The organism is Entomomonas sp. E7T21, from assembly GCF_058693955.1.
The window spans coordinates 2,471,923-2,494,665 of the sequence record NZ_CP191672.1; the positions used below are offsets into that span (position 1 = coordinate 2,471,923).

Annotated in this window: 19 protein-coding genes; 5 read left to right on the forward strand and 14 right to left on the reverse strand. The window is 35.7% G+C overall.

Going from position 1 to position 22,743, the window contains the following annotated elements:
• Positions 1 to 113: 113 nt before the first annotated feature.
• The 7 genes from ACQVD9_RS11725 to ACQVD9_RS11755 form a co-directional block, all read right to left on the reverse strand.
• Positions 114 to 1,208, reverse strand: a complete 1,095-nt coding sequence (locus tag ACQVD9_RS11725) for a glycerol dehydrogenase (protein ID WP_264746135.1) — start codon at positions 1,206 to 1,208, stop codon at positions 114 to 116.
• Between the two features lie 99 nt (positions 1,209 to 1,307).
• Positions 1,308 to 2,327: a UDP-glucose 4-epimerase GalE gene (gene galE / locus ACQVD9_RS11730; RefSeq protein WP_264746136.1), complete on the reverse strand. Its 1,020-nt coding sequence runs from the start codon at positions 2,325 to 2,327 to the stop codon at positions 1,308 to 1,310.
• 3 nt (positions 2,328 to 2,330) lie between these two features.
• Positions 2,331 to 3,257, reverse strand: coding sequence for a transcriptional regulator MetR (metR, locus tag ACQVD9_RS11735; protein ID WP_264746137.1), 927 nt, complete (start codon positions 3,255 to 3,257; stop codon positions 2,331 to 2,333).
• A 33-nt stretch (positions 3,258 to 3,290) separates the two neighbouring features.
• Positions 3,291 to 3,962 (reverse strand): HAD family hydrolase, encoded by a 672-nt coding sequence (locus tag ACQVD9_RS11740; protein WP_264746138.1) that lies wholly within the window; start codon positions 3,960 to 3,962, stop codon positions 3,291 to 3,293.
• A gap of 13 nt (positions 3,963 to 3,975) precedes the next feature.
• Complete coding sequence (gene ubiG, locus ACQVD9_RS11745) at positions 3,976 to 4,680, reverse strand: bifunctional 2-polyprenyl-6-hydroxyphenol methylase/3-demethylubiquinol 3-O-methyltransferase UbiG (RefSeq protein ID WP_264746139.1); 705 nt, start codon at positions 4,678 to 4,680, stop codon at positions 3,976 to 3,978.
• 90 nt (positions 4,681 to 4,770) lie between these two features.
• The gene (locus tag ACQVD9_RS11750) at positions 4,771 to 5,220 is read right to left on the reverse strand and encodes a DUF4124 domain-containing protein (protein ID WP_264746140.1); all 450 of its coding nucleotides are present in this window, start codon (positions 5,218 to 5,220) and stop codon (positions 4,771 to 4,773) included.
• Between the two features lie 45 nt (positions 5,221 to 5,265).
• Positions 5,266 to 6,699 (reverse strand): NAD-dependent succinate-semialdehyde dehydrogenase, encoded by a 1,434-nt coding sequence (locus tag ACQVD9_RS11755; RefSeq protein ID WP_264746141.1) that lies wholly within the window; start codon positions 6,697 to 6,699, stop codon positions 5,266 to 5,268.
• Between the two features lie 203 nt (positions 6,700 to 6,902).
• Here ACQVD9_RS11755 and ACQVD9_RS11760 point away from each other — a divergent pair, with 203 nt between their 5' ends.
• The 3 genes from ACQVD9_RS11760 to ACQVD9_RS11770 all read left to right on the forward strand — a co-directional run bounded on the left by ACQVD9_RS11760 (position 6,903) and on the right by ACQVD9_RS11770 (position 13,697).
• Positions 6,903 to 7,448, forward strand: coding sequence for a type VI secretion protein (locus ACQVD9_RS11760; protein ID WP_264746142.1), 546 nt, complete (start codon positions 6,903 to 6,905; stop codon positions 7,446 to 7,448).
• A 221-nt stretch (positions 7,449 to 7,669) separates the two neighbouring features.
• A complete protein-coding gene (locus ACQVD9_RS11765) occupies positions 7,670 to 11,977 on the forward strand; it encodes a 2-hydroxyacyl-CoA dehydratase (protein ID WP_264746143.1) in 4,308 nt (1,435 codons plus the stop codon).
• Positions 11,978 to 12,194: 217 nt separating this feature from the next.
• A complete protein-coding gene (locus ACQVD9_RS11770) occupies positions 12,195 to 13,697 on the forward strand; it encodes an EAL domain-containing protein (RefSeq protein ID WP_264746144.1) in 1,503 nt (500 codons plus the stop codon).
• Positions 13,698 to 13,729: 32 nt separating this feature from the next.
• On the opposite strand, the gene ACQVD9_RS11775 is transcribed toward ACQVD9_RS11770, so the two are convergent.
• Positions 13,730 to 14,143, reverse strand: coding sequence for a hypothetical protein (locus ACQVD9_RS11775; protein WP_264746145.1), 414 nt, complete (start codon positions 14,141 to 14,143; stop codon positions 13,730 to 13,732).
• 404 nt (positions 14,144 to 14,547) lie between these two features.
• Here ACQVD9_RS11775 and ACQVD9_RS11780 point away from each other — a divergent pair, with 404 nt between their 5' ends.
• The gene (locus ACQVD9_RS11780) at positions 14,548 to 15,753 is read left to right on the forward strand and encodes an aminotransferase-like domain-containing protein (RefSeq protein ID WP_264746146.1); all 1,206 of its coding nucleotides are present in this window, start codon (positions 14,548 to 14,550) and stop codon (positions 15,751 to 15,753) included.
• Between the two features lie 41 nt (positions 15,754 to 15,794).
• On the opposite strand, the gene ACQVD9_RS11785 is transcribed toward ACQVD9_RS11780, so the two are convergent.
• The 5 genes from ACQVD9_RS11785 to rlmE all read right to left on the reverse strand — a co-directional run bounded on the left by ACQVD9_RS11785 (position 15,795) and on the right by rlmE (position 20,956).
• Positions 15,795 to 15,995, reverse strand: coding sequence for a heavy-metal-associated domain-containing protein (locus ACQVD9_RS11785; RefSeq protein ID WP_264746147.1), 201 nt, complete (start codon positions 15,993 to 15,995; stop codon positions 15,795 to 15,797).
• 27 nt (positions 15,996 to 16,022) lie between these two features.
• Positions 16,023 to 17,366, reverse strand: a complete 1,344-nt coding sequence (glmM, locus tag ACQVD9_RS11790) for a phosphoglucosamine mutase (protein ID WP_264746148.1) — start codon at positions 17,364 to 17,366, stop codon at positions 16,023 to 16,025.
• The gene (folP, locus tag ACQVD9_RS11795) at positions 17,363 to 18,217 is read right to left on the reverse strand and encodes a dihydropteroate synthase (protein WP_264746149.1); all 855 of its coding nucleotides are present in this window, start codon (positions 18,215 to 18,217) and stop codon (positions 17,363 to 17,365) included. Before folP ends, glmM begins: the two co-directional genes overlap by 4 nt.
• A 3-nt stretch (positions 18,218 to 18,220) precedes the next feature.
• Complete coding sequence (ftsH, locus tag ACQVD9_RS11800; protein ID WP_264746150.1) at positions 18,221 to 20,167, reverse strand: ATP-dependent zinc metalloprotease FtsH; 1,947 nt, start codon at positions 20,165 to 20,167, stop codon at positions 18,221 to 18,223.
• A 159-nt stretch (positions 20,168 to 20,326) separates the two neighbouring features.
• Positions 20,327 to 20,956 carry a 23S rRNA (uridine(2552)-2'-O)-methyltransferase RlmE gene (gene rlmE, locus ACQVD9_RS11805; RefSeq protein WP_264746151.1) on the reverse strand — a complete coding sequence of 210 codons (630 nt, stop codon included), beginning with the start codon at positions 20,954 to 20,956 and terminating at the stop codon, positions 20,327 to 20,329.
• Positions 20,957 to 21,017: 61 nt separating this feature from the next.
• Here rlmE and yhbY point away from each other — a divergent pair, with 61 nt between their 5' ends.
• Positions 21,018 to 21,335, forward strand: a complete 318-nt coding sequence (gene yhbY / locus ACQVD9_RS11810) for a ribosome assembly RNA-binding protein YhbY (RefSeq protein ID WP_264746152.1) — start codon at positions 21,018 to 21,020, stop codon at positions 21,333 to 21,335.
• A 102-nt stretch (positions 21,336 to 21,437) separates the two neighbouring features.
• Here yhbY and ACQVD9_RS11815 read toward each other — a convergent pair whose 3' ends face one another.
• Positions 21,438 to 22,607 (reverse strand): type IV pilus assembly protein FimV, encoded by a 1,170-nt coding sequence (locus tag ACQVD9_RS11815; RefSeq protein ID WP_264746153.1) that lies wholly within the window; start codon positions 22,605 to 22,607, stop codon positions 21,438 to 21,440.
• Between the last annotated feature and the right edge of the window lie 136 nt (positions 22,608 to 22,743).

The following is a 22,743-nucleotide window of genomic DNA, read 5'->3' on the forward strand; positions in this document are numbered from 1 at the left end:
ATAATTTGATCTTAGCTTATTAGTTGCTCTTATAACCAATTAATCTTTAGAGGTATTTTATTGTTATTTTTGGTTATGAGTAACCAACCGGAATAGCTAGTTACTCAATACGATTATTTACCTTTACGACGTTTACCCTCTTCATCCGCTGCACAAATTGCTGCTAGCACAGTTTGTGGATTGATCTCAGTGGCAATGTTAAAGATGGTCTCACCTTCTGCACAAGCTAACTGCGCTACTTTTAACAACTCTTCTTGAGTTACATTAGTTAAGCCAATATCAGCTAAAGTAGTAGGTAATCCTACTGCTTCACAAAAAGAATATGCTTCATCAATTACGTCAGGCGATCTATCTGTTAACATCAATAAACTTAACGTACCAAAAGCAACCTTCTCACCATGCCAGTAATGATGGGTAGGTTCAAGTGCTGTAAATCCATTATGAATAGCGTGAGCTCCTGATAATCCACCACTTTCAAAACCAAGTCCTGATAATAAGGTATTGGCTTCTATTACTCTTTCTAATGCAGGTGTCACTACTTGCCTTTTAACTGCTTGTACTGCTAATACCCCATATTCTAATAAGGTTTCATAACAAAAATTAGCTAAGTTATAAGCTGTAAACGAACCTTTACGGCCAGTCATATTAGGTGAATTACTAATATAACAATCTTCTGCTTCAAACCAAGTTGCTAATGCATCCCCCATACCCGACACAAGGAAACGAGCAGGTGCTTGTGCAACAATTTGGCTATCAACTAAAACTAATCGTGGATTTTCTTTAAATGTTACAGCGCGCTTATACTCACCTGTAGTGGTGTAAACCACAGCTAAACCACTACAAGGCGCATCGGTAGAAGCCAATGTAGGTACAACAACAACAGGACGATTAATGCTATCTGCTAAATATTTGGCTGTGTCTATTGTTTTACCACCACCCATTCCAACCACAACATCAGGAATATTATCTTTAGACTGTGCTATTAAACGATTAATTTCTTCGTCACAACATTCACCAGCAAATCGCTCAAATACACAGCTCACATGAGATGCACAAGCCTTTTCAACCTGTTGATGAAAGTTATCGTCTACAAATGGATCTAACAAAAGAAGTGCTTTTTTACCAAACCTTGCAAGCTCTTCACCTAATAAGTTTAGAGCCCCTCTACCTTGTACATAACGTGAAGGAAAAACTGAAGTAGAAATCATAATACCCTCTTAGACCTTTATTGGTGTTAATGTTAGTAACATAACACCAATTATTAGAGAGTATATTGTTAATAATCAGTAAATTAACAGTAATATTAACTATTTATAGCCATTTGGATTATTCGATTGCCAATACCAAGTATCCTTGCACATATCTTCTAGGCTGTATTGAGTTTGCCAATTTAATAGCTCTTTAGCTAAGCTTGAATCAGAGTAGCAAATAGCTACATCGCCCGCTCTACGCTCTATGATCTTATAGTCTAGCTTTTTCCCACACGCTTTTTCAAATGCATGCAACATATCTAAAACACTATAACCTACCCCAGTTCCCAAATTAATAGGTCTGATACCCGGTTTAGTTTGTAGCCATTGCAATGCATTAACATGACCTTTAGCTAAATCCATCACATGAATGTAGTCTCTTACTCCTGTGCCATCATGGGTAGCATAATCATCACCATAAATATTAAGATAAGGCCGCAAGCCAACTGCTACTTGTGCAATATAAGGCATAAGATTATTAGGGATACCTGTTGGATCTTCACCAATTAAACCACTAGGATGAGCGCCAACAGGGTTAAAATAGCGTAACAGTGCAATATTCCAACTATTATCAGCTTGATAAATATCCGTTAATATCTGCTCCAACATTAATTTGGATGTACCATAGGGGTTAGTTGTTCCCCCTACAGGAAAATCTTCTTTAGCTGGTTTACCTTGAGGATCACCATACACGGTAGCGGACGAACTAAATACCAAATTCTTTACTTGTGCCTTTCGCATTGCTTGGCACAATACTAGGGTACTGTTTATATTATTATCATAGTATTCAATGGGTTTTTGAATAGACTCAGATACTGACTTTAACCCAGCAAAATGAATAACTGCATCAACAGTATATTGTGCAAATATTTTGTCTAAAATACTTCTATCTCTAACATCACCTTCTATAAAGTGAATGGTTTTGCCCGTGATTTTTTGCACTCGGCTAATAGCTTCATAATTACTATTACTCAGATTATCTATTACTATCACAGAATAACCTGCTTCTAGTAGCAATACACAAGTATGTGAGCCTATATAACCTGCGCCTCCAGTTACTAATACTGTTGATATCATTACTTAATTATCCTGCTTAACCATACTGACCCCTTCTAGTGTCGAAAAAGAGGTATCTTTTGCTGTTAATAAAAAATCCTGCATAAAGGGTGCATCAAACATATCTTCTCTAATGCCTGCATAAAGTGTTGCCTGTAATCCCTTTTCACCTAAACGCTTAGCTTTTACGTAACCACGGCTACTATATTCATGTAAAGCCCAATTAGGTAAACAACATACCCCTCGATTAGAAGCAACTAACTGCACCATCATCACGGTCATTTCACTCACTCTTACAGATAATGGCTCTATATCAGCAGGATCTAAAAATTGAGTAAAGATATCCAACTTATCATGTTCTACTGGATAAGTAATTAATATCTCACTTTTTAAATCTTCTGGTTCAATAAATGTTTTATTCGCTAATGGATGTTGATTAGCTACTGCTAACATTGCTTCATAGGTAAAGAGAGGCACATACATAATTCCTGATAACTGCATAGGATTTGCTGTAATCACTAAATCTAGATCCCCTCTTGCCAATGCTGGCAAAGGAGCAAAAGCAAATCCTGAAGCTAAATCAAGTTCGACTTCTGGCCATGCATCTCTAAATTGATCTATGGTAGGCATTAGCCACTGAAAACAGCTATGGCACTCAATAGCCATATGTAGACGACCCGCTGTGCCACCAGAAAGTCTTGCTATATCACGTTCAGCACTTCGCAATTGAGGTAAGACCTCATCTGCTAATGATAGCAACCTTAGTCCTGCGCTGGTAAAACGTACAGGTTTCGATTTTCTAACAAATAATTGTAAGCCTAAACGCTCTTCTAATTCTTTAAATTGATGTGATAATGCTGATTGTGTTAAGTGTAAGCGCTCTGCTGCTTCTACTAAACTATCCGTTTCTCGTAAAGCATAGAGGCTTTTTAAATGACGGACTTCTAACATAACTTTAGTCCTAATTCTTAAAATAAAATAAGGTTAGCAACCACAAATTGCCCTATCAATCACCTGTTGTAGCTCTGCAACAGTATTGACAACAGCACCTGCTCCCCAATTATGAGGATTATCCTGCGGATGGACATAACCATAACAAACAGCTAATGTTTTACAACCTGCTGCATTACCTGAATCAATATCGCGCTTATCATCTCCCACATACAAGATAGTGCGTGGATCAATCGCCAATTGCTCAGCTGCCAATAATAAAGGTTCAGGACTAGGTTTACAGCAGTCTACATGTTCAGGACATACTAAGACTGCACACCGTTTGGTTAAACCTAAACGTTCTAAAATAGGTTCAGCAAACCTTATAGGCTTATTAGTAACAATTCCCCATTTTATGCCCGCTTTCTCAATATCAGTTAATAACTTATCAATTCCTTTATATAAGTGAGAATGTACTGCACAGGAATGTAAATAGAGATCTAAGAACTCCAAACGCAATGATTCAAACTGTGGATCATCTTCTGTAATATCAAAAGCTGCCACAACCATTGCTTTGGCGCCACCTGATACCACCTGCCTAATTTTTTCATCATCTACTGCTGCTAAGCCATGCTTATTCAACATCTGTTGGCTAATAGCTATAAAGTCTGGAGCAGAATCTAATACTGTACCATCCATATCAAATAATATAGCCTCAAACTTCATAAACTCTTATCCGTTAATCAACACGCTGTGTTTGAATCATATAATTTACACTGACATCTCCAGCTAATTTATATGTCTTAGATAGTGGGTTATAAACTAGACCAATCATATCTTGCACATCTAAACCTGCTTCACGACACCATAAACCTAACTCAGAAGGCTTAACAAACTTCTGATAATCATGTGTACCCCTTGGTAATAAGCGAAGTACATATTCAGCGCCCACTATTGCGAATAAATAAGATTTTGGATTACGATTAATGGTAGACAAGAATATATAACCATTAGGTTTCACAAGTTTACGACAAGCTCTAATCACAGAGGATGGATCAGGAACATGTTCTATCATTTCTAAACAAGTGACAATATCATATTCCCCAGCATGCTCTTCAGCAAAAGCTTCTGCTGTACTTTTAAAATATTCAACAGCAACTTGAGATTCTAACTGGTGTAACTTTGCTACTGATAAAGGAGCATCACCCATATCAATACCTGTTACTATGGCGCCACGCTTAGCCATACCTTCGCTAAGAATACCACCACCACAGCCAACATCTAACACTTTTTTACCTGCTAAACTAATATGTTCTTCAATCCAATTAATACGTAACGGATTAATATCATGCAATGGTTTAAATTCGCTCTCACGATCCCACCAACGACTAGCTAATGCCTCAAACTTAGCTATTTCTGCATTATCTACATTATTATTACTCATAATACTCCCTCACAAAGGAGCCCTATAAAGAGGACACTATTCTAAAAATTGAAATATTATCCTTTATACAAGTCATAACATCCACTGTTTTTAATAATTACTACAATTTTGGCTATATTCTAATTCACGTTTTTGAACAAAAGCCTGAATTTCTTCATCACTATAATAATGTCTAGAGCCATCACTATTAATATCTACCATTCTTGGAGGATCTTTCTTAATATTCTGTAAGCGATTATATTCCTTTTCACATTGCTCTCGAATCCTCTCACGTTGATCAGACAGCTCTCTTTGCTGTTGAAGCATATATGCTTCTTGTTGACGACGATAAGATATGTCTTCCGTAGAACTTTGTGCAGGAATCATATTTATTTTCTTAAGTTGATCTTTTTCGATAATACTAGCTTGTTTTTGTTTAGCTTCTACTGGATTATCTGTGTAATGCACTTTATCTTGAGCGTCTCGCCATTGGTACATTTGCTGTGCGCACACTGTACTAACAGCTACTAACAACACACTCACTAGTGTTATCTTTTTCATTACTTACCTGCACTCAATAAATTTATTGACTACTGTATAACATTATTAAAAGGCTTTTTGGGTAACTAACTTTGTTTGTAAATAACAATTAATTGCTTCACTACCACCTTCAGTACCATAGCCTGAATCTTTAATTCCACCGAAGTGCACTTCTGGATAAGCTAAGCCTAGATGGTTAATAGTCAACATACCAGATTGTATTTTTTTAGCCAATAATGTAGCTGTCGCTAAGCTTTGTGTATAAGCATATGCCGCTAGACCATAAGGCAAACGATTCGCTTCTTTTATGGCTTCATCAATCGTATCAAAACTACACATTAATGCAATAGGACCAAATGGTTCTTCAGACATAATATCAGCTGCAAGTGGTACATTGCCCAATACCGTTGGTTCAAAGAAATATCCTTTACCTGCAATGGGTTTACCTCCTAATAATAATTTAGCGCCCTTATCTGTAGCATCTTTAATTAAACGTTCTAAAGTTGGTATACGACGCTCATTCGCCAAAGGTCCCATTTTAGTATCTTGTTCACTTCCCTTACCTACTTTAATCTTACGAGCTCCATCAACAAAACGCTCTACAAACTGATCATAAATACTAGAATGAATTAAAAAACGAGTGGGAGATATACATACCTGTCCCGCATTACTATATTTATAAATACACATTTGTTTAACTGCTATATCTAAATCAGCATCCTCACAAACGATAACAGGTGCATGCCCTCCCAGCTCCATTGTTGCTAATTTCATATGTTGTCCAGCCATAGCGGCTAATTGTTTACCCACTGCTGTTGATCCTGTGAATGAAATTTTACGTACTAATGGATGAGGTATCAGATAATTAGAAATATCGGCAGGAACACCATACACTAAATTAATAACACCCTCTGGAATACCAGCATCAGCAAATGCCTTTATTAACTCCGCTGGCGAGATAGGCGTTTCCTCTGGTGCTTTTACAATAATAGAACAACCTGCGGCCAATGCTGCTGAAAGCTTACGCACCACTTGATTAATAGGAAAATTCCACGGTGTAAAAGCGGCTACAATACCTACAGGCTCTTTTATTTGTAATTGGCAAACACCCTCTTCACGTGCAGGAACTATCTGCCCATAAGCACGGCGACCTTCCTCGGCAAACCAATCAATTACATCAGCACCCGATAATACCTCACCTTTTGCTTGGGCTGATGGTTTACCTTGCTCTTCTGTCATTTTTGCTGCTATATCTGTTGCTCTTTCTCGTAATAAATTAGCGGCTTTACGCATTAACTTATAACGTTCAAAAGCAGATATTTCACTCCACACCTGTAAACCTTTTTCTGCTGCACTTAATGCTAAATCTAAGTCTTCTTGTTCTGCGTGCGCTAGCTGACCAATAACTTCTTCTGTTGCTGGATTAATAATATCAATTTTTTTGCCTGACTTAGCATCACACCATTTACCATCTATAAATAACTGTACAGCTATACTCATTATATTTCTCCAAACTAGTTGTTAATTATAATTATTTTGTGCATATAAACTTTTCAATGATTTAATCAAATACTTAAATCTTGTTGTTAATTTTTTAAGATATAAGAAATAAATCACTAGTTCTACTATATATTAGTGGAAGATTATTAAATAACTAAAGAAAACTGCTACACTATATTACATAGCTATATAGGAAAATAATGATGGCAAAATATTGGGTACTCTTACTTAGTTTTATTACTTTACTAAGCTGTGAACAAAAAAATACGCCTACAGATACCAATAAAATGTCACCAAAAACTAACAGTCCTAGTTATAAAACAAATGCCACCAACAGTGCATGGACTACAAAAACTCAAAATACAAATAAAGGTATGATTTATTCAGCCTCTCTACCTGCCTCAATGATCGATACTAGCTTTGGCAATCCTATAACACTAAATATTCTCTGCAATCAAGGAGCTACTGAACTTACTATTAACTGGGGACAACATGTACCCCGTGGCAGTAAAATGTCTGTTTACTTACAAACAGACACCCAACAATTTGCTAACACTGAATGGCGATATCTTAAAGACACTGCAACAGCTTATGCTTATCAACCATACGATATTCTACCTTCACTCATTAAATCGAATAAACTAACTGTACGCACTACTTTCTTTCAAGGTAGTATTGCTACAGCAAAATTTGATCTATCTGGCGTTACTCAAGCAGTTAAAGATATCCGCAAAGCTTGTTATTGGTAACTGCTTAAGCAATTAAATAAGCTATTATTTGTAACAACTGATACATACAAAGCTGTACAAAATTACTATCTATCACTTAGTAGTACTATATTTGCTTAACTAAACATAATAACTATTTACTTTTTGCCTGCATAGATCATCATTGATCTTGGCTAAGATTATAGTTTATTTATTAAAATATAATGATTTACAGAATAAATTTAAATTGTAATTGAGTGACTATGAATTCGAAATTAAATATTTCTAAGCTTCCCTTGGCAACCTTATATATAGGCATAGATATAGGTTCTACTACTGTTAAAGTATTGGTTATGGATGAGCAGCATAAAATACTTTATAAAACCTATACTCGCCATTTCTCCGAAGTTAGAGATACTGTAATTCGTTGTATAAATGAGCTAGCTGAAACTAACTTATTTAACTTAGCTTCCCCAGCCACATTAGTTGTAACGGGCTCAGGTGGTATAGATGTAGCTGAAATTATTGGTTACCCCTTTGTGCAAGAAGTCATTGCCTGTGCTAAAGCAGTAGAAACGTTTATTCCAGAAACAGATGTGTCTATTGAGCTAGGTGGTGAAGACGCCAAAATAACATTCTTTAGCAATGGCATAGAACAACGCATGAATGGTTCATGTGCAGGTGGTACAGGTGCATTTATTGACCAAATGGCAAGTTTACTAAAAACAGATGCTATTGGTTTAAACGAATTAGCCGAAAATGCTACCAATATTTACCCCATTGCAGCGCGTTGTGGTGTATTTGCTAAAACAGATGTACAGCCCTTACTCAATGAAGGCGTCGCCAAAAAGGATATTGCTCTTTCTATTTTTCAAGCAGTAGCACAGCAAACCATTAGCGGCCTTGCTTGTGGTCGTAAAATTAAGGGGCAAGTAGTATTTTTAGGTGGTCCCCTTAATTTTTTACCTGAACTTAAAAAACGCTTTATTGAAGTGCTTCAGCTTACTGAGCAAGATATTGTTAAACCAAAAGACAGTGAATTGTTTGTAGCAATGGGCGCAGCATTACATGGCGATAGCAGTAAAGCAACACCACTAAAACAAATTTTTAATTCTTTTCAAAATCTTAGTAATCAACAACAGCGAGAAATTAATACATTACGCCCACTATTTCTCAATCAACAAGAACGACAAGCATTTGAACAACGCCACAATAACTCTAATGTAGTACGTGGTGATTTACAAACTTACCAAGGACCTCTATTTCTTGGCCTAGACTGTGGATCGACGACTACTAAAGCAACATTAATAGGTGAAAACTGTGAATTACTTTATAGCTATTATGGTAGTAATGAAGGTGATCCTTTAAAAATAGTCAGTAATATTTTACAAGAAATCTACGCACAATTACCTGCCACAGCTTCTATTGCTGCTTCTTCGGTGACAGGCTATGGCGAGGCACTTATTCGAGAAGCTTACAAACTAGATACCTCAGAAGTAGAAACTATTGCTCACTATAAAGCAGCCAATCATTTTCTACCTGGTGTTGATTGTATCCTTGATATTGGTGGGCAAGATATGAAATGCCTACGTGTTAAAGATGGCATTATTGATAACATCCTACTAAATGAAGCCTGCTCATCTGGCTGTGGCTCTTTTATTGAAACCTTTGCCCAAGCAGTGGAAACACCTATTAATGAGTTTGCTAAAATTGCCTTGGATTCAGCAGCACCTGCTGATTTAGGTTCTCGCTGCACAGTCTTTATGAACTCCAGTGTTAAACAGGCTCAAAAAGAGGGGGCAACGGCTGCTGATATTTCAGCAGGGCTGTCCTATGCTGTTATTAAAAATGCGCTTATTAAAGTCATGAAAGTTAAAAATCCCCAAGACTTAGGGGAAAAAATTATTGTACAAGGTGGTACTTTCTATAATGACTCCGTACTGAGGGCATTCGAACTTATTTCAGGACGAGAACCTATTCGTCCAGATATTGCGGGATTAATGGGTGCATTTGGTTCAGCTATCATTGCCAAAGAACGTTGGCAAGGAATTGAAAACTCCACCATGCTTAACCAACGAAGTATCGCCAACTTTTCTGTTAAACATAATATGGTGCGCTGTAAGGTCTGTACTAACAATTGCTCAATGACACTGAATCGTTTTTCAGATGGTCGTAAATTTATTACCGGCAATCGTTGTGAACGTGGCTTAGGAAAAAAACAAGCAGCCAACGCTATCCCAGACCTCTACACCTATAAATATGAACGTATTTTCAACTACATTCCTCTAGAAAAAGAACAGGCTAAATATGGCACTATTGGTATTCCAAGAGTGCTTAATATGTATGAAAACTATCCGCTATGGTTTACGTTTTTAACAGAATTAGGATTTAGAGTAGAACTTTCAGCAGAATCCTCTAAACCACTTATGGAAAAAGGGTTAGATACCCTCCCCTCAGATTCAATTTGCTATCCAGCTAAATTAGTTCATGGTCATATTATTGATTTAATAGAAAAAGATATAAAAACAATTTTTTATCCTTGTGTACCTTTTGAAAACAAAGAGTATGCAGATAGCCATAACCATTTTAATTGCCCTATAGTAACCTCTTATCCTGAACTAATTCGTAACAATATAGATTTACTTAAAGAACAAAATATTAATTTTATGCAGCCTTTCTTATCACTAGAAGATAAGAAAAAACTAGCTAAACGCCTAGTGGATATATTTACGCCCTTTAATATCAACTCCTCTATTATTCGCAAAGCATTAGATAAAGCATGGCACGAGCAAGAACAGTTTAAACAAGATATTCAAGAAAAAGGCTTAGAAGTTCTCGAATATATGGAGGAAACAGGAACACATGGTATTGTTTTATCAGGACGGCCTTATCATATAGACCCTGAAATTCATCATGGTATTCCTCAAGTTATTACTACTCTGGGTATGGCCGTTTTAACAGAAGATTCTATTGCTTTTTTAGGCAAACTAAATGAACCTTTACGTGTAGTAGACCAGTGGACATACCATGCTCGTCTCTATAGAGCTGCCGCTACAGTCGCTAACAAGAAGAATCTTGATCTTATTCAACTAAACTCTTTTGGCTGTGGATTGGATTCTGTAGTAACTGATCAAGTACAAGAAATTCTAGAACAACATGGCAAAATTTATACAGGAATTAAAATCGATGAAGTTAATAGTTTAGGAGCAGCTCGTATTAGAATACGCTCTCTTAAAGCAGCTTTACAAGAACGTGAAAAAAATCAAGCGATAACCCAAGCTGTACGTATTTATGAAAAACCAAAATATAAACGTTCTAGCTTTACTGAAAAAATGCGAGAAGACTATACTATCCTTGCACCACAAATGTCCCCTATGCATTTTCAATTCTTTACTCCAGCTTTTGAAGCATGTGGTTATAATTTTAAGGTATTGGAAGAAGTACCTACTAATGCTATTGATGAAGGATTACGTTTTGTAAATAATGACGCTTGTTATCCCTCTATTATCGTTATAGGACAATTAATTAATGCCCTCAAATCAGGCAAATATGACATTAACAAAACAGCTGTAATGATCTCCCAAACAGGTGGAGGATGTCGAGCTACCAACTATATCAGCTATTTACGTAAAGCATTATATGATGCAGGTTTCGCAGATGTACCTATACTTTCATTTAATACTTTAGGTATGGAAAAACATCAAGGATTTAAACTATCACTCCCCCTTATTAATCGGTTAATGATGTCTGTTGTTTATGGTGATGTGTTAATGCAAACGTTATTCGCTACACGTCCCTATGAATTAACAAAAGGTTCAGCTGAAGCATTGTATTTTAAGTGGGTAAATTGTTGCAAAGAATCACTTAACAAAGCTGATTTTAAAACTTTTAAACAAAACATCTATGATATTGTTAAGGAGTTTGATCAGTTACCTTTATTAGATATCAAAAAACCACGTGTCGGCCTAGTTGGAGAAATTCTTGTTAAATATCATCCAACAGCTAATAATGATCTAGTAAGAATTATTGAACAAGAAGGCTGTGAAGCTGTTATGCCTGGCCTTATGGACTTTTTACTGTACTGTGCCTATGATTATGACTTTAACCATAAATTCTTATCTAAAAGTAAACTAGCGGCTTTAGCCGCTCAAGCCGCTATTATAGGTATGGAATACTATCGTAAAGATATGCGTAAAGCCTTACAAAATAGTAAACGTTTCCATGCACCTCATACCATTGATGAACTAGCTTTTGGTGCAGCACCTATTCTCTCTCGTGGTAATCAAACGGGTGAAGGCTGGTTCTTAACAGCTGAAATGATTGGCCTAATTAATGAGGGCGCAAGCAATATTATTTGTATGCAACCTTTTGCCTGCTTACCTAATCATATTACAGGAAAAGGTGTTATCAAAGCACTCAAAGAGCGTTATCCGCAGGCTAATATTACAGCTGTAGACTATGACCCTGGAGCCTCTGAAGTAAACCAACTAAATCGCATTAAATTGATGCTTTCTGTTGCCTTTAAAAATATGGAAAATCAACAGCAACTCTTTCAAGCAACTGTAATATAAATGGATAAAATAATACATAAGACTAATACAGCTTCATCAATTAAGTATTAGTCTTATTTTTTGTATTTACTCGCAAAAAAATTATTAACGCATAGTATTTTTTAATGTATAGTTAAACCAGATGCATTAAAGGAGCTGTTTAACCATTCTGCATCGAATGAATTATATAGTCGTTTTATAAAAAAATTAATTTCAAAAATAATAAAAGATAATATCTATGAAACTATATGTAACGTTCTGGAATATACGTATCTTGCATTTATTAATAAGTGTAGTTGTGACTATTTTGCCTATTATTTTTATTATAATTTTGTTGTATTTTCATACAGTCTCTAAATTACAAAATAAAGCTATCACCTCTTCAAAACAATCGATAAAAACCATCAATAACTTACTAACAGAAATAGATCATTCTGCTACAAAATTACTTAATATATCTAATCCAGCCTGTGAAATTATTGAACCTGCCTTAATAAAATACACAGTTACCCATACTTATATTCGAACACTTAACCTGACTAAAGATAGTATAATTTATTGTTCATCTTTTGCTGATGCTAATTACAGATCTACATTTTTAGCTAAAGGCGAATTAATGCACCTCTTTAGTAATAACGATATAACTCCTGATAGATCTTTTGTGTATTATCATAAAACTAAAGGGGCATGGGGAGTATTAATAGCAATTGATGGCAGTTACTTAGCTTATCTATTAAATAATGAAAAGAACTCATTTTTAGTTATAAATGAAAACTGGCTAGATATTAAAGGCCTGGCTCAATCTTCTCGTTCTTTTAAAGGAAATCCAGATCAAATAGAAGTTAGTTCTAATCAATATCCTTTTAAAATTATTACGGTTTTATCTTTAACTACCTATTTAGAATATATGCTTGAACATTATTTGCTATTTCTACTGATATTGTCACTTGTCATGATTCCTATTGGAATAAAAGTTTATATCCAATTACCCATTCATGATATTGTAAAAGCAATGCGCCACAAGCAGTTTATTCCTTACTATCAATTAATAAAAATTTCTAACAGTGACCAATGGTCTGGTGTTGAAGTGTTAATTCGTTGGCAACATCCCAAAAAAGGGTTAATCATGCCTAATGAATTTATTTCTGCCATAGAAAGGTCAAAACATATTATCCCATTTACACTCAACCTCATGGAACATGTAAAAAATGACTTTATTAAAAATCTAGAGATTATTCCTAAAGGCTTCCATATTAGTATAAATATCAGCCCTAAACACTTGCAAACTACTAAATTAGCCTTAGACTGTGAAAAATTTTTACAACACTTTCCAAAAGAACATATACAACTCACTTTAGAAATTACAGAGCGTGAAATAGCGCAACCCACAGAAACAGCAAAAAAACTTTTTAATCTATTACAAGACCTTAAAGTATTCATTTCAATTGATGATTTTGGAACAGGTCATTCTAGTTTATCCTACCTAACCAGCTTTAAAGTAGATTATATAAAAATAGACCAAAGTTTTGTGAGTACTTTAGAAGATAGCCTATCATCCAGATATATTATCAATGGTATTATTGATTTAGCTAACAACTTAAATATTTATATTATTGCTGAAGGTGTTGAAAATCATAGTCAAAAAGAATACTTAACACAGCACGGTGTGAAATACTTACAAGGCTATTTATTTAGTAAACCAACCCCAATAGCTGAACTACAGAAAATTCTAGCACCTTAAGTGTAGTGCTAGTTTTTTTGTATAAAAGGTTTCTACTCTTCTTCTGGTAGCTCTTTTAACCAAACACGATTTAATCGTGTGCCACTTATATCAACAATATCTAAAGCTTTAAGAATAGCTAATACATAATTAAGACAGCACTCTTCCATATAAGGATTTGCTTCTTGTACTACTCTGGATAATGGAACACTTCGTTCATAAGTATCGCCTGTCTTCACCTCACAAGAATTATCTATAAAATGATTGTGCTCTACTAAATAATCAATCACTGCAAGAAAAGCATGCTTAGTAATCTTAATATTCTGCTGTGGTCTAATTTCAAGTGTTATATCATCAATATCTACTAACCAAAACTCCTCATTTATAATGTCGTCAATGATCCAAAAGCTCTGACTAATTTGTAGTTGTGGCCATGATGATAAAAATTTATTCCTATATTGAGACATACACACTCCTTTTGATATCCATGACTTCTATATAAAATCTATTAATTATTATAAACCTTGAATACTTATCTTAAAAAGATAAACTTAACTTAACATTAATAAATATATTATTACTACTCAAATTGATAATTAATTTTAGCTTACCCTTATTATATTTTTTTTATTACGCTACAATATCATCGTTACATAGTTTACCGAAGGTATTGATAGAACGTCTGCTTCACATTAAGGCTAAGCAATAAATAAAAGGAGCTTAAAAACTCACCACAAGTGACTTTTTAACAATTATTGTTGCTGCTAAAAGTCTTCATCATTATTTCTCAGAAACTTTATTGTAATTATTGACTCTAGGTATTACCTACCGTCGTTTATTCGATATGATTAATTAAAGGTTAATAAATATAATGCAATGGACATTTTCTGATCGAGCTACGGCTCTTAAAAGCTCTGCTATCCGTGAAATTCTTAAGGTTACTGAACAACCTGATGTTATCTCATTTGCAGGAGGTTTACCCTCACCAAATACATTTCCAGTGGCAGAGATTAAACAAGCTATTGATAACATTCTTAATAGCAATGATGCAGTGGGTGCTTTACAGTATGGCCCAACAGAAGGCTATGCCCCTCTAAGAGAGTGGGTAGCTAAACGTGTATCCCGAGATGGCGTCACTATTCGCCCAAGCCAAGTACTTATTGTGACAGGTTCTCAACAAGCTTTAGATCTTATCGGTAAAGCCCTTATCAATAAAAACAGTAAAGTGTTAGTAGAAACACCAACTTATCTAGGCGGATTACAATCTTTTACTCAATATGAGCCTAACTATATATCTATTGAAAGTGATGAAAAAGGATTAAATCCTGACTCTATAACAGATGAAATGGCAAAATCAGCTAGCTTTATGTATTTAATTCCTAACTTTCAAAACCCAACAGGACGCCGCCTACCTTTAGAAAGACGTAAAAAACTAGCAGAAATTGCTAAAAGAAATAATCTGATATTGGTAGAAGATGATCCCTATGGTGAATTAGATTATCAAGGTAATAGAATACCTGGCGTGTACAGTTTTGCTCCTGATAATATCGTTTATTTAGGCTCTTTCTCAAAGATACTCGCGCCGGGCTTACGTCTTGGTTATATTGTAGCTGATGAAGAATTTATTAATAAACTAGTACAGCTAAAACAAGCAGCTGACTTACATACACCAAGTCTTACTCAACGTATTGCTTATCAAGTTATTAAAGATGGTTTTCTAGAAAAGCATATCCCTACTATTCGTGAATTATATGCAACACGCTGTAATTTCATGTTAGATGCTTTAACTAAATACATGCCTTCTACTGTCAAATTTAATAGACCAGAAGGTGGTATGTTTATTTGGATCGAGCTACCAAAAGAACTCAATGCTACAGAACTATTAGCAGAAGCTGTACAAAATAAAGTTGCTTTTGTGCCAGGTGAGCCATTCTTTGCTAACAGCACCATGGCAAATTGCTTACGTTTAGCTTTTGTTACTGTACCAGAAGAGAAAATAGAGAAAGGTATTAAAATACTAGCAGAGCTAGTAAAAAAACATGCAGGACTAATTGACGAAAGCGCTGTTATTGTCTAGCAATAAAAAGCCAAGCATTTGCTTGGCTTTTTTATAATTAATTACTTAGTTTCATAGGCCTCATAGCCTTCATTATAAACCGCTTTGATAATTTCAGTAGCTGGTAATTCACTGACTACTGTCATTTTTCCTGCTGCTAAATCAATATCTACTTCAGCATCATCATCTAACTGCTTAATAGCTTCAGTCACAGCTCTAACACAATGACCACACGTCATACCTTTTACATCAAATCTTTGCATAACACACCTCACTTGGTTGTTTTAAATTTAAGCAAATTTACTTTGAATCAAATCAGCTAATTGTTTTGCTGAACTTTCTACAGTTGGTGCATCTTGTCCTTCAACCATCACTCTAATCACTGGCTCTGTACCTGATTTTCTTAATAAAACACGGCCTTTACCATCCATTGCATTAACAATCTGATCAGATAACTGTTGAATATCTTTTGAGTGTAACTCTTGTTCAGATACCATATTTGTTAATCTTACATTGATCAGTTTTTGTGGGCATTTACGTAAAGCTTGGCGAGCTTCTGCCAATGTTTGCCCTCTGTGCTTCAACGCCATTAATACTTGTAATGCTGCAACAATGCCATCACCTGTTGTTGTATGATGACTACAAACGATATGGCCTGAATTCTCACCACCTAATTGCCAACCGTTTTCTAACAAAGATGCTATTACATAACGATCTCCCACATTAGCACGGGCAAAAGGAATATCTAATGATTTAAGCGCTAACTCTAAACCAAGGTTACTCATAAGAGTACCCACTACTCCACCTTCTAATTTACCTTGTTCTTTTAAATCTCTAGCAATTAGAAAAAGTAATTCATCACCTTCGACCAAAACACCTGAATGATCAACCATAACTACACGGTCACCATCCCCATCAAATCCGATACCAATATCTGCTTGATGATTTTTCACCGCCTCTACTAATTGTTCTGGATGAGTAGAGCCACAATTATCATTAATGTTCAAGCCATTTGGATGCACAAATAAAGAAACCACATCAGCACCCAACTCTTTAAACACATTAGGCGCCACTTTATAAGTAGCACCATTAGCACAGTCTAATACTATTTTCATTCCCTCAAAACTAGTATGGTTGGGTACTGTACTTTTACAAAACTCAATATAACGACCTGCCGCATCATTAATACGAGAGGCCTTACCTAAAGAATTAGACTCCACCACTTCCATTGGACGATCTAACAATTCTTCTATCATTAATTCAGTTTCATCTGGTAATTTTGTACCTTTACTAGAAAAAAACTTAATACCATTATCATTATGACCATTATGAGAGGCACTGATAACAATACCTGCGTCTGCATGAAAAGTACGGGTTAAATAGGCAACTGCTGGCGTAGGCATAGGGCCAAGTAACTGTACGTTAACTCCAGCAGAAGCTAATCCAGCTTCTAAGGCTGACTCAAACATATAGCCAGAAATACGGGTATCTTTACCTACTAAAATACGGCAAACACCCTTTTTACGAAAAGCAACACCTGTTGCCCAACCTAACCTCAACATAAAATCAGGAGTAATTGGATATTGCCCTACACGACCACGTACACCATCTGTTCCAAAATATTTTCTAGTCACTCTGCATGCTCTACTGAATTAATCATTTTTACAACATCCACTGTTTCAGCCACATCATGCACCCTTAAGATATGAGCACCTTTTGTTACAGCCAAAGCAGCCAATGCCAAACTTCCATAAAGACGTTGTGTTACTTCTTTACCTAGTACACCACCAATCATCGACTTTCTAGATACACCTACTAACATTGGATACCCTAATGTTAATAATTGATCCATATAACGAAATAATAATAAATTTTGCTCTAAGGTTTTAGCAAAACCGAACCCTGGATCAATAATTATCTTTTCTTTACTAATACCTGCCTGTTGGCAAATCATACTCCGTTCAAGTAAAAAATCTTTAACCTCAACAAGCAAATCATCATAGTGTGTTTGTTGTTGCATATCCCTAGGCTCACCACGCATATGCATAATACAAACAGGTAATCCTGTTTGTTTAGCAGCCTCTAAAGCACCTTCTCTTTGTAATGATCGAACATCGTTAATTATTCCTGCACCTAAACGTGCTGATTCAATTATTACTTCAGGTGTAGAGGTATCTACAGAAATAACCACATTAAACTCTTTATTGATTGCTTCAACGACAGGTGCTACACGATCTAATTCTTCTTGTACAGACACAATAGCTGCATTCGGCCGTGTAGACTCACCGCCTACATCAATAATGCTAGCACCTGCTTCAATCATAGCTTCAGCATGTTTTAAAGCAGCACCTAAATTATTGTGGGATCCACCATCTGAAAAAGAATCTGGAGTGATATTAAGAATACCCATTACCTGTGGCTGGGTTAAATCAAGATCTCGGCTACCACAAGGTAACCGAGAAAGAATAGAAACTGAAGGTTTCATAATTTAGTGCTCGCTAGTTGCACCATTTCCTGTTGAAGTAGATTGGTTATTATTTTCCACGTTATCATTAGTGTGATTATTATCAACTGAAGTTGGTGCTGAAGGTGTATGATCATCCGCATCCCAATCTTTAGGCGGACGAACTTCCCTTCCTTCCATAATGTCATCAATTTGATCACTGTCTAATGTTTCATATTTAAGCAAGGCTTCAGCCATTGTATCTAATTTATCTCTATTGTCTGTAAGAATTTGCTTAGCACGATTATAACAAAAATCAATAATCCTTCTTACTTCTTCATCCACTGCCTTAGCAGTTTCAGCAGACATAGCATTAGCTGCACTATCGCGATAACCAGAGAATACTTCTTGTTCATCCTCTCCATACATTAAAGGACCTAATTTTTCTGATAATCCCCACTTAGTCACCATATTACGAGCAATTTGAGTTGCTTTCATAATATCATTGGAAGCCCCTGTTGTTACCCCCTCAAAACCAAGTGTTAACTCCTCTGCAATACGACCACCAAATAACGAACTTAACATACTTTCTAATGAACGTTTAGAATGGCTATAAGTATCTTCTTCTGGTAAGTACATAGTTACCCCTAGCGCACGACCACGAGGAATAATAGATACTTTATACACAGGATCATGCTCAGGCACTAAACGACCAACAATCGTATGACCAGACTCGTGATAAGCTGTATTACGACGTTCTGCCTCTGGCATTACCATTGACTTACGCTCAGAGCCCATTAAGATTTTATCTTTAGCTAACTCAAACTCTTTCATACCAATCGTACGTTTATTGGAACGTGCAGCAAATAAAGCAGCCTCATTCACTAAGTTGGCCAAATCAGCACCAGAAAAACCTGGTGTACCTCTAGCTAAAATAGAAGGCTTAACATCTTGTTCAATTGGCGTTTTACGCATATGGACTTTAAGGATTTGCACACGACCACGAATATCAGGCAAACCAACCACTACCTGACGGTCAAAACGACCTGGACGTAATAATGCTTTATCTAATACATCTGGACGGTTAGTAGCCGCAATCACGATAATACCATCGTTCATTTGGAAACCATCCATTTCAACCAATAATTGGTTTAATGTTTGCTCACGCTCATCATTACCACCGCCCATACCAGAGCCACGGTGACGACCAACAGCATCAATTTCATCAATAAAAATAATGCAAGGCGCATGCTTTTTAGCCTGTTCAAACATATCACGTACACGACTAGCACCTACACCCACAAACATTTCTACGAAATCAGAACCTGAAATAGTAAAGAATGGTACTTTTGCTTCCCCAGCAATAGCTTTAGCTAATAATGTTTTACCTGTACCAGGAGGGCCAACCATTAATACACCACGTGGAATACGACCACCCAAACGCTGGAATTTACCTGGATCACGTAAAAACTCTACCATTTCAGCAACTTCTTCTTTTGCTTCATCACAACCAGCAACATCAGCAAAAGTCGTTTTTACTTGATCGGGCGATAACATACGTGCTTTACTACGACCAAAGCTCATTGGGCCACCTTTACCGCCGGCGCCCCCTTGCATCTGACGCATAAAGAACATAAATACCGCAATAATAATTAAGATAGGGAAACAAGCTACCAGTAGTTGTGTCCAGATACTTTGCTGTTCTGGCTGCTTACCGATTACTTTAACATTTGCTTTTAGAAGATCTCCCATTAATCCTCTATCTTCAATGTAAGGACGCACTGTTTTAAATGAACTACCATCTTTTCGTTTACCTGTAATATTAAATCCTTCAACAGTTATACTTTCTACTTTATTATCATTAACCTGTTGAATAAATTCAGAATAATTTATTGATTGAGTGTCATTAGTTAAAGAGAAGTTGTTCATTATTGAGACAAACACAACAACGACAACAATCCACAATATTATATTTTTGGTTGTATTATTCAATTAGCCACCCTTCTTTTAACAACTACTTACTTCATTTAGCTCGCACTGCTATAACAAACTTACAGTATCCAATTCCTACTAATTGAGTCTACTATAAATAGACCCTAACAGCATGTAATTTCTTTAAATAAATGTTTATAGATTTTACATGGAAATCCATTAAACTTCAGTACCTTTAAATCCCCTTGCCAACAAATATTGCTCCCTAGAACGACCCCTTGAAGAATTTGGTTTACGCATTTGCACCTTATCAAAAGCTTGACGTATTGATTGTAAATAACTATCAAAACCTTCTCCCTGAAATATTTTGATTAAAAAATCCCCTCCTGGTTTTAATACTCTTGTAGCAAAATCAAATGCTAACTCACATAACAACATAGCTTTCACTTGATCTACAGAGCGCATACCACTCATATTAGGTGCCATATCTGAAATCACTAAATCTACAGGAGCATTACCTACTACAGATAATAGCTCTTCAAAAACTGCATCTTCAGTAAAATCCCCTTGAACAAAAGTAACATCAGCAATACTATCCATTGGCAAAATATCTGAAGCGATTAATTTTCCTTTCTCACCAATCACTCTACTAACAACTTGTGACCAGCCACCAGGAGCAGCACCCAAATCAATTACAGTCATACCATTACGTAATATGCGGTCTTTTTCCTGAATATCAAGTAATTTATAACTTGCTCTTGAGCGATATCCATCTTTTTGCGCTTGTTTCACGTAAGGATCATCAAAATGCTCTTTAAGCCAACGTTGACTGCTTTTAGAACGCGCCACACTATACCTCATTTATAAAAAGTCAGGTAAACTATACCACTTTTAAGTGGAGAACCTTATTATGCCAATCAATCAACAACAGAAAAAACATTTTCAAGCGATTGGTCATCATTTAAAACCTATCGTTATTATAGCGAAAAACGGTCTTTCTGAAGGAGTTATTTCTGAATTAGAGCGCGCCTTAAATGATCACGAACTTATAAAAATCAAGTTGGCAGTAGCTACACCAGAAGATCGTAAACAATTAACAGAAGAAATAACACAAGCAGTTGCCTGTGAAATAGTACAAAATGTAGGAAAAACAGCTTTAATTTATAAAAAGGCCACTAAGCCTAACCGTAAACTTTCTAATATTTTGCGTTATCAAGATACCCTATAATCTGTTCTAAAGGCTCCACATCACTTTACTTAATCTATTTTACATAAAAAAAGCAACCTAATTTAGATTGCTTTTTTTAAATTCAAAATACAACAATATAATTTATTGTTGTATTGTCTTTTCTTCTACATCATCATTAGTCTCAATTATTTCATTAGATTGCTCTTCCATATCTGGAGCAACTTCTTTTTGAGCTTTAGACATATTTTGTTGTAATGATGCTAATTGATTATCTTTTAATTCAACTAACTTCTTCATATCAGCTAAACGAGCTTCTAAATCTGACATGCGACCACGTAATTCATTATTTTTACGACGTGTTGCATCAAGTTCTTCTTCAGACTGTACTACTTTATTGTTTAAGTCAGCAATAATAGCCTTATCAGAAGCATTACCAGAAGTATTATTTGTTTCAGACACACCTGATAACTTTAACTGATCTTGTGTAGGTTTACTATTTGCTGGTTTTTGGTCAACTTTACTAGCAACCATTTGTCGTTGTGTTGTTGATGCTGTGCCATTCACATTTGCTAGCACTTGAGATAATGCTTCTGTACGAGCAGTTTGGCGCATTTGCTCTCTAGAAGGGATACGTAATACAGCACCCTCTTTCAATAAACTCATTTTACCATCAATAAACGCATCTGGATTTGCTTCATAAATAGCTAGCATTGCCTGATGAACAGATGCATTACCACGTGTTCTCTCAGCAAATAACCATAAACTAGAACCTCTATGAGCTCTTACTGTTCCTTTTGGTGCAGCTGCTACAGGTTTAGTTTTTTTTTGAGATTGTGCTGCCACTGTTTTAGACTGAGTTGGCTTTACTGGATTCTGAACGGTAGCTTTAGAAGTTACAACTTTAGCAGGCTCATAAGCTGGCGGATCCATAAGTAACGTATATTCACGTAACGTTTGACCTGAAGCCCATGATACACTCAATAGAAAATCTAAGTATGGTTCTTTAATCGGGTGATTAGAGGTAATTTTAATAATGCTCTTATTGCCACGAATAACAGGTGTAAAAACCAAATCATTCAATGCGTGAGGTCTGTCAATCCCTGCTTTTTCAAAATCTTCTGGAGAAGCTATTTTAACAACCAATTCTTTATTAGTAATACTCTGTACGTCATAAAGAGCTATCTCAGCGTTAAGTGGTTGATTTAATGTGGACTTCCAAGTGACCTCGCCTAATCCTAATGCAAATGCACTGCCCATTGATGATAATGTTACTGCTAAACCCACTGCTGCTAATTTATGAAATCGCACCATGATTAATCCCTAATACCTTCACTATTGAATAGAAAAACTCTATTCGTGTAAACCTCATATGAGTATCTAGAAATATAGATAACTTGACTTATTATCTAATAACTTTTCTAAGAACCACAACAAAAAATTACAATTT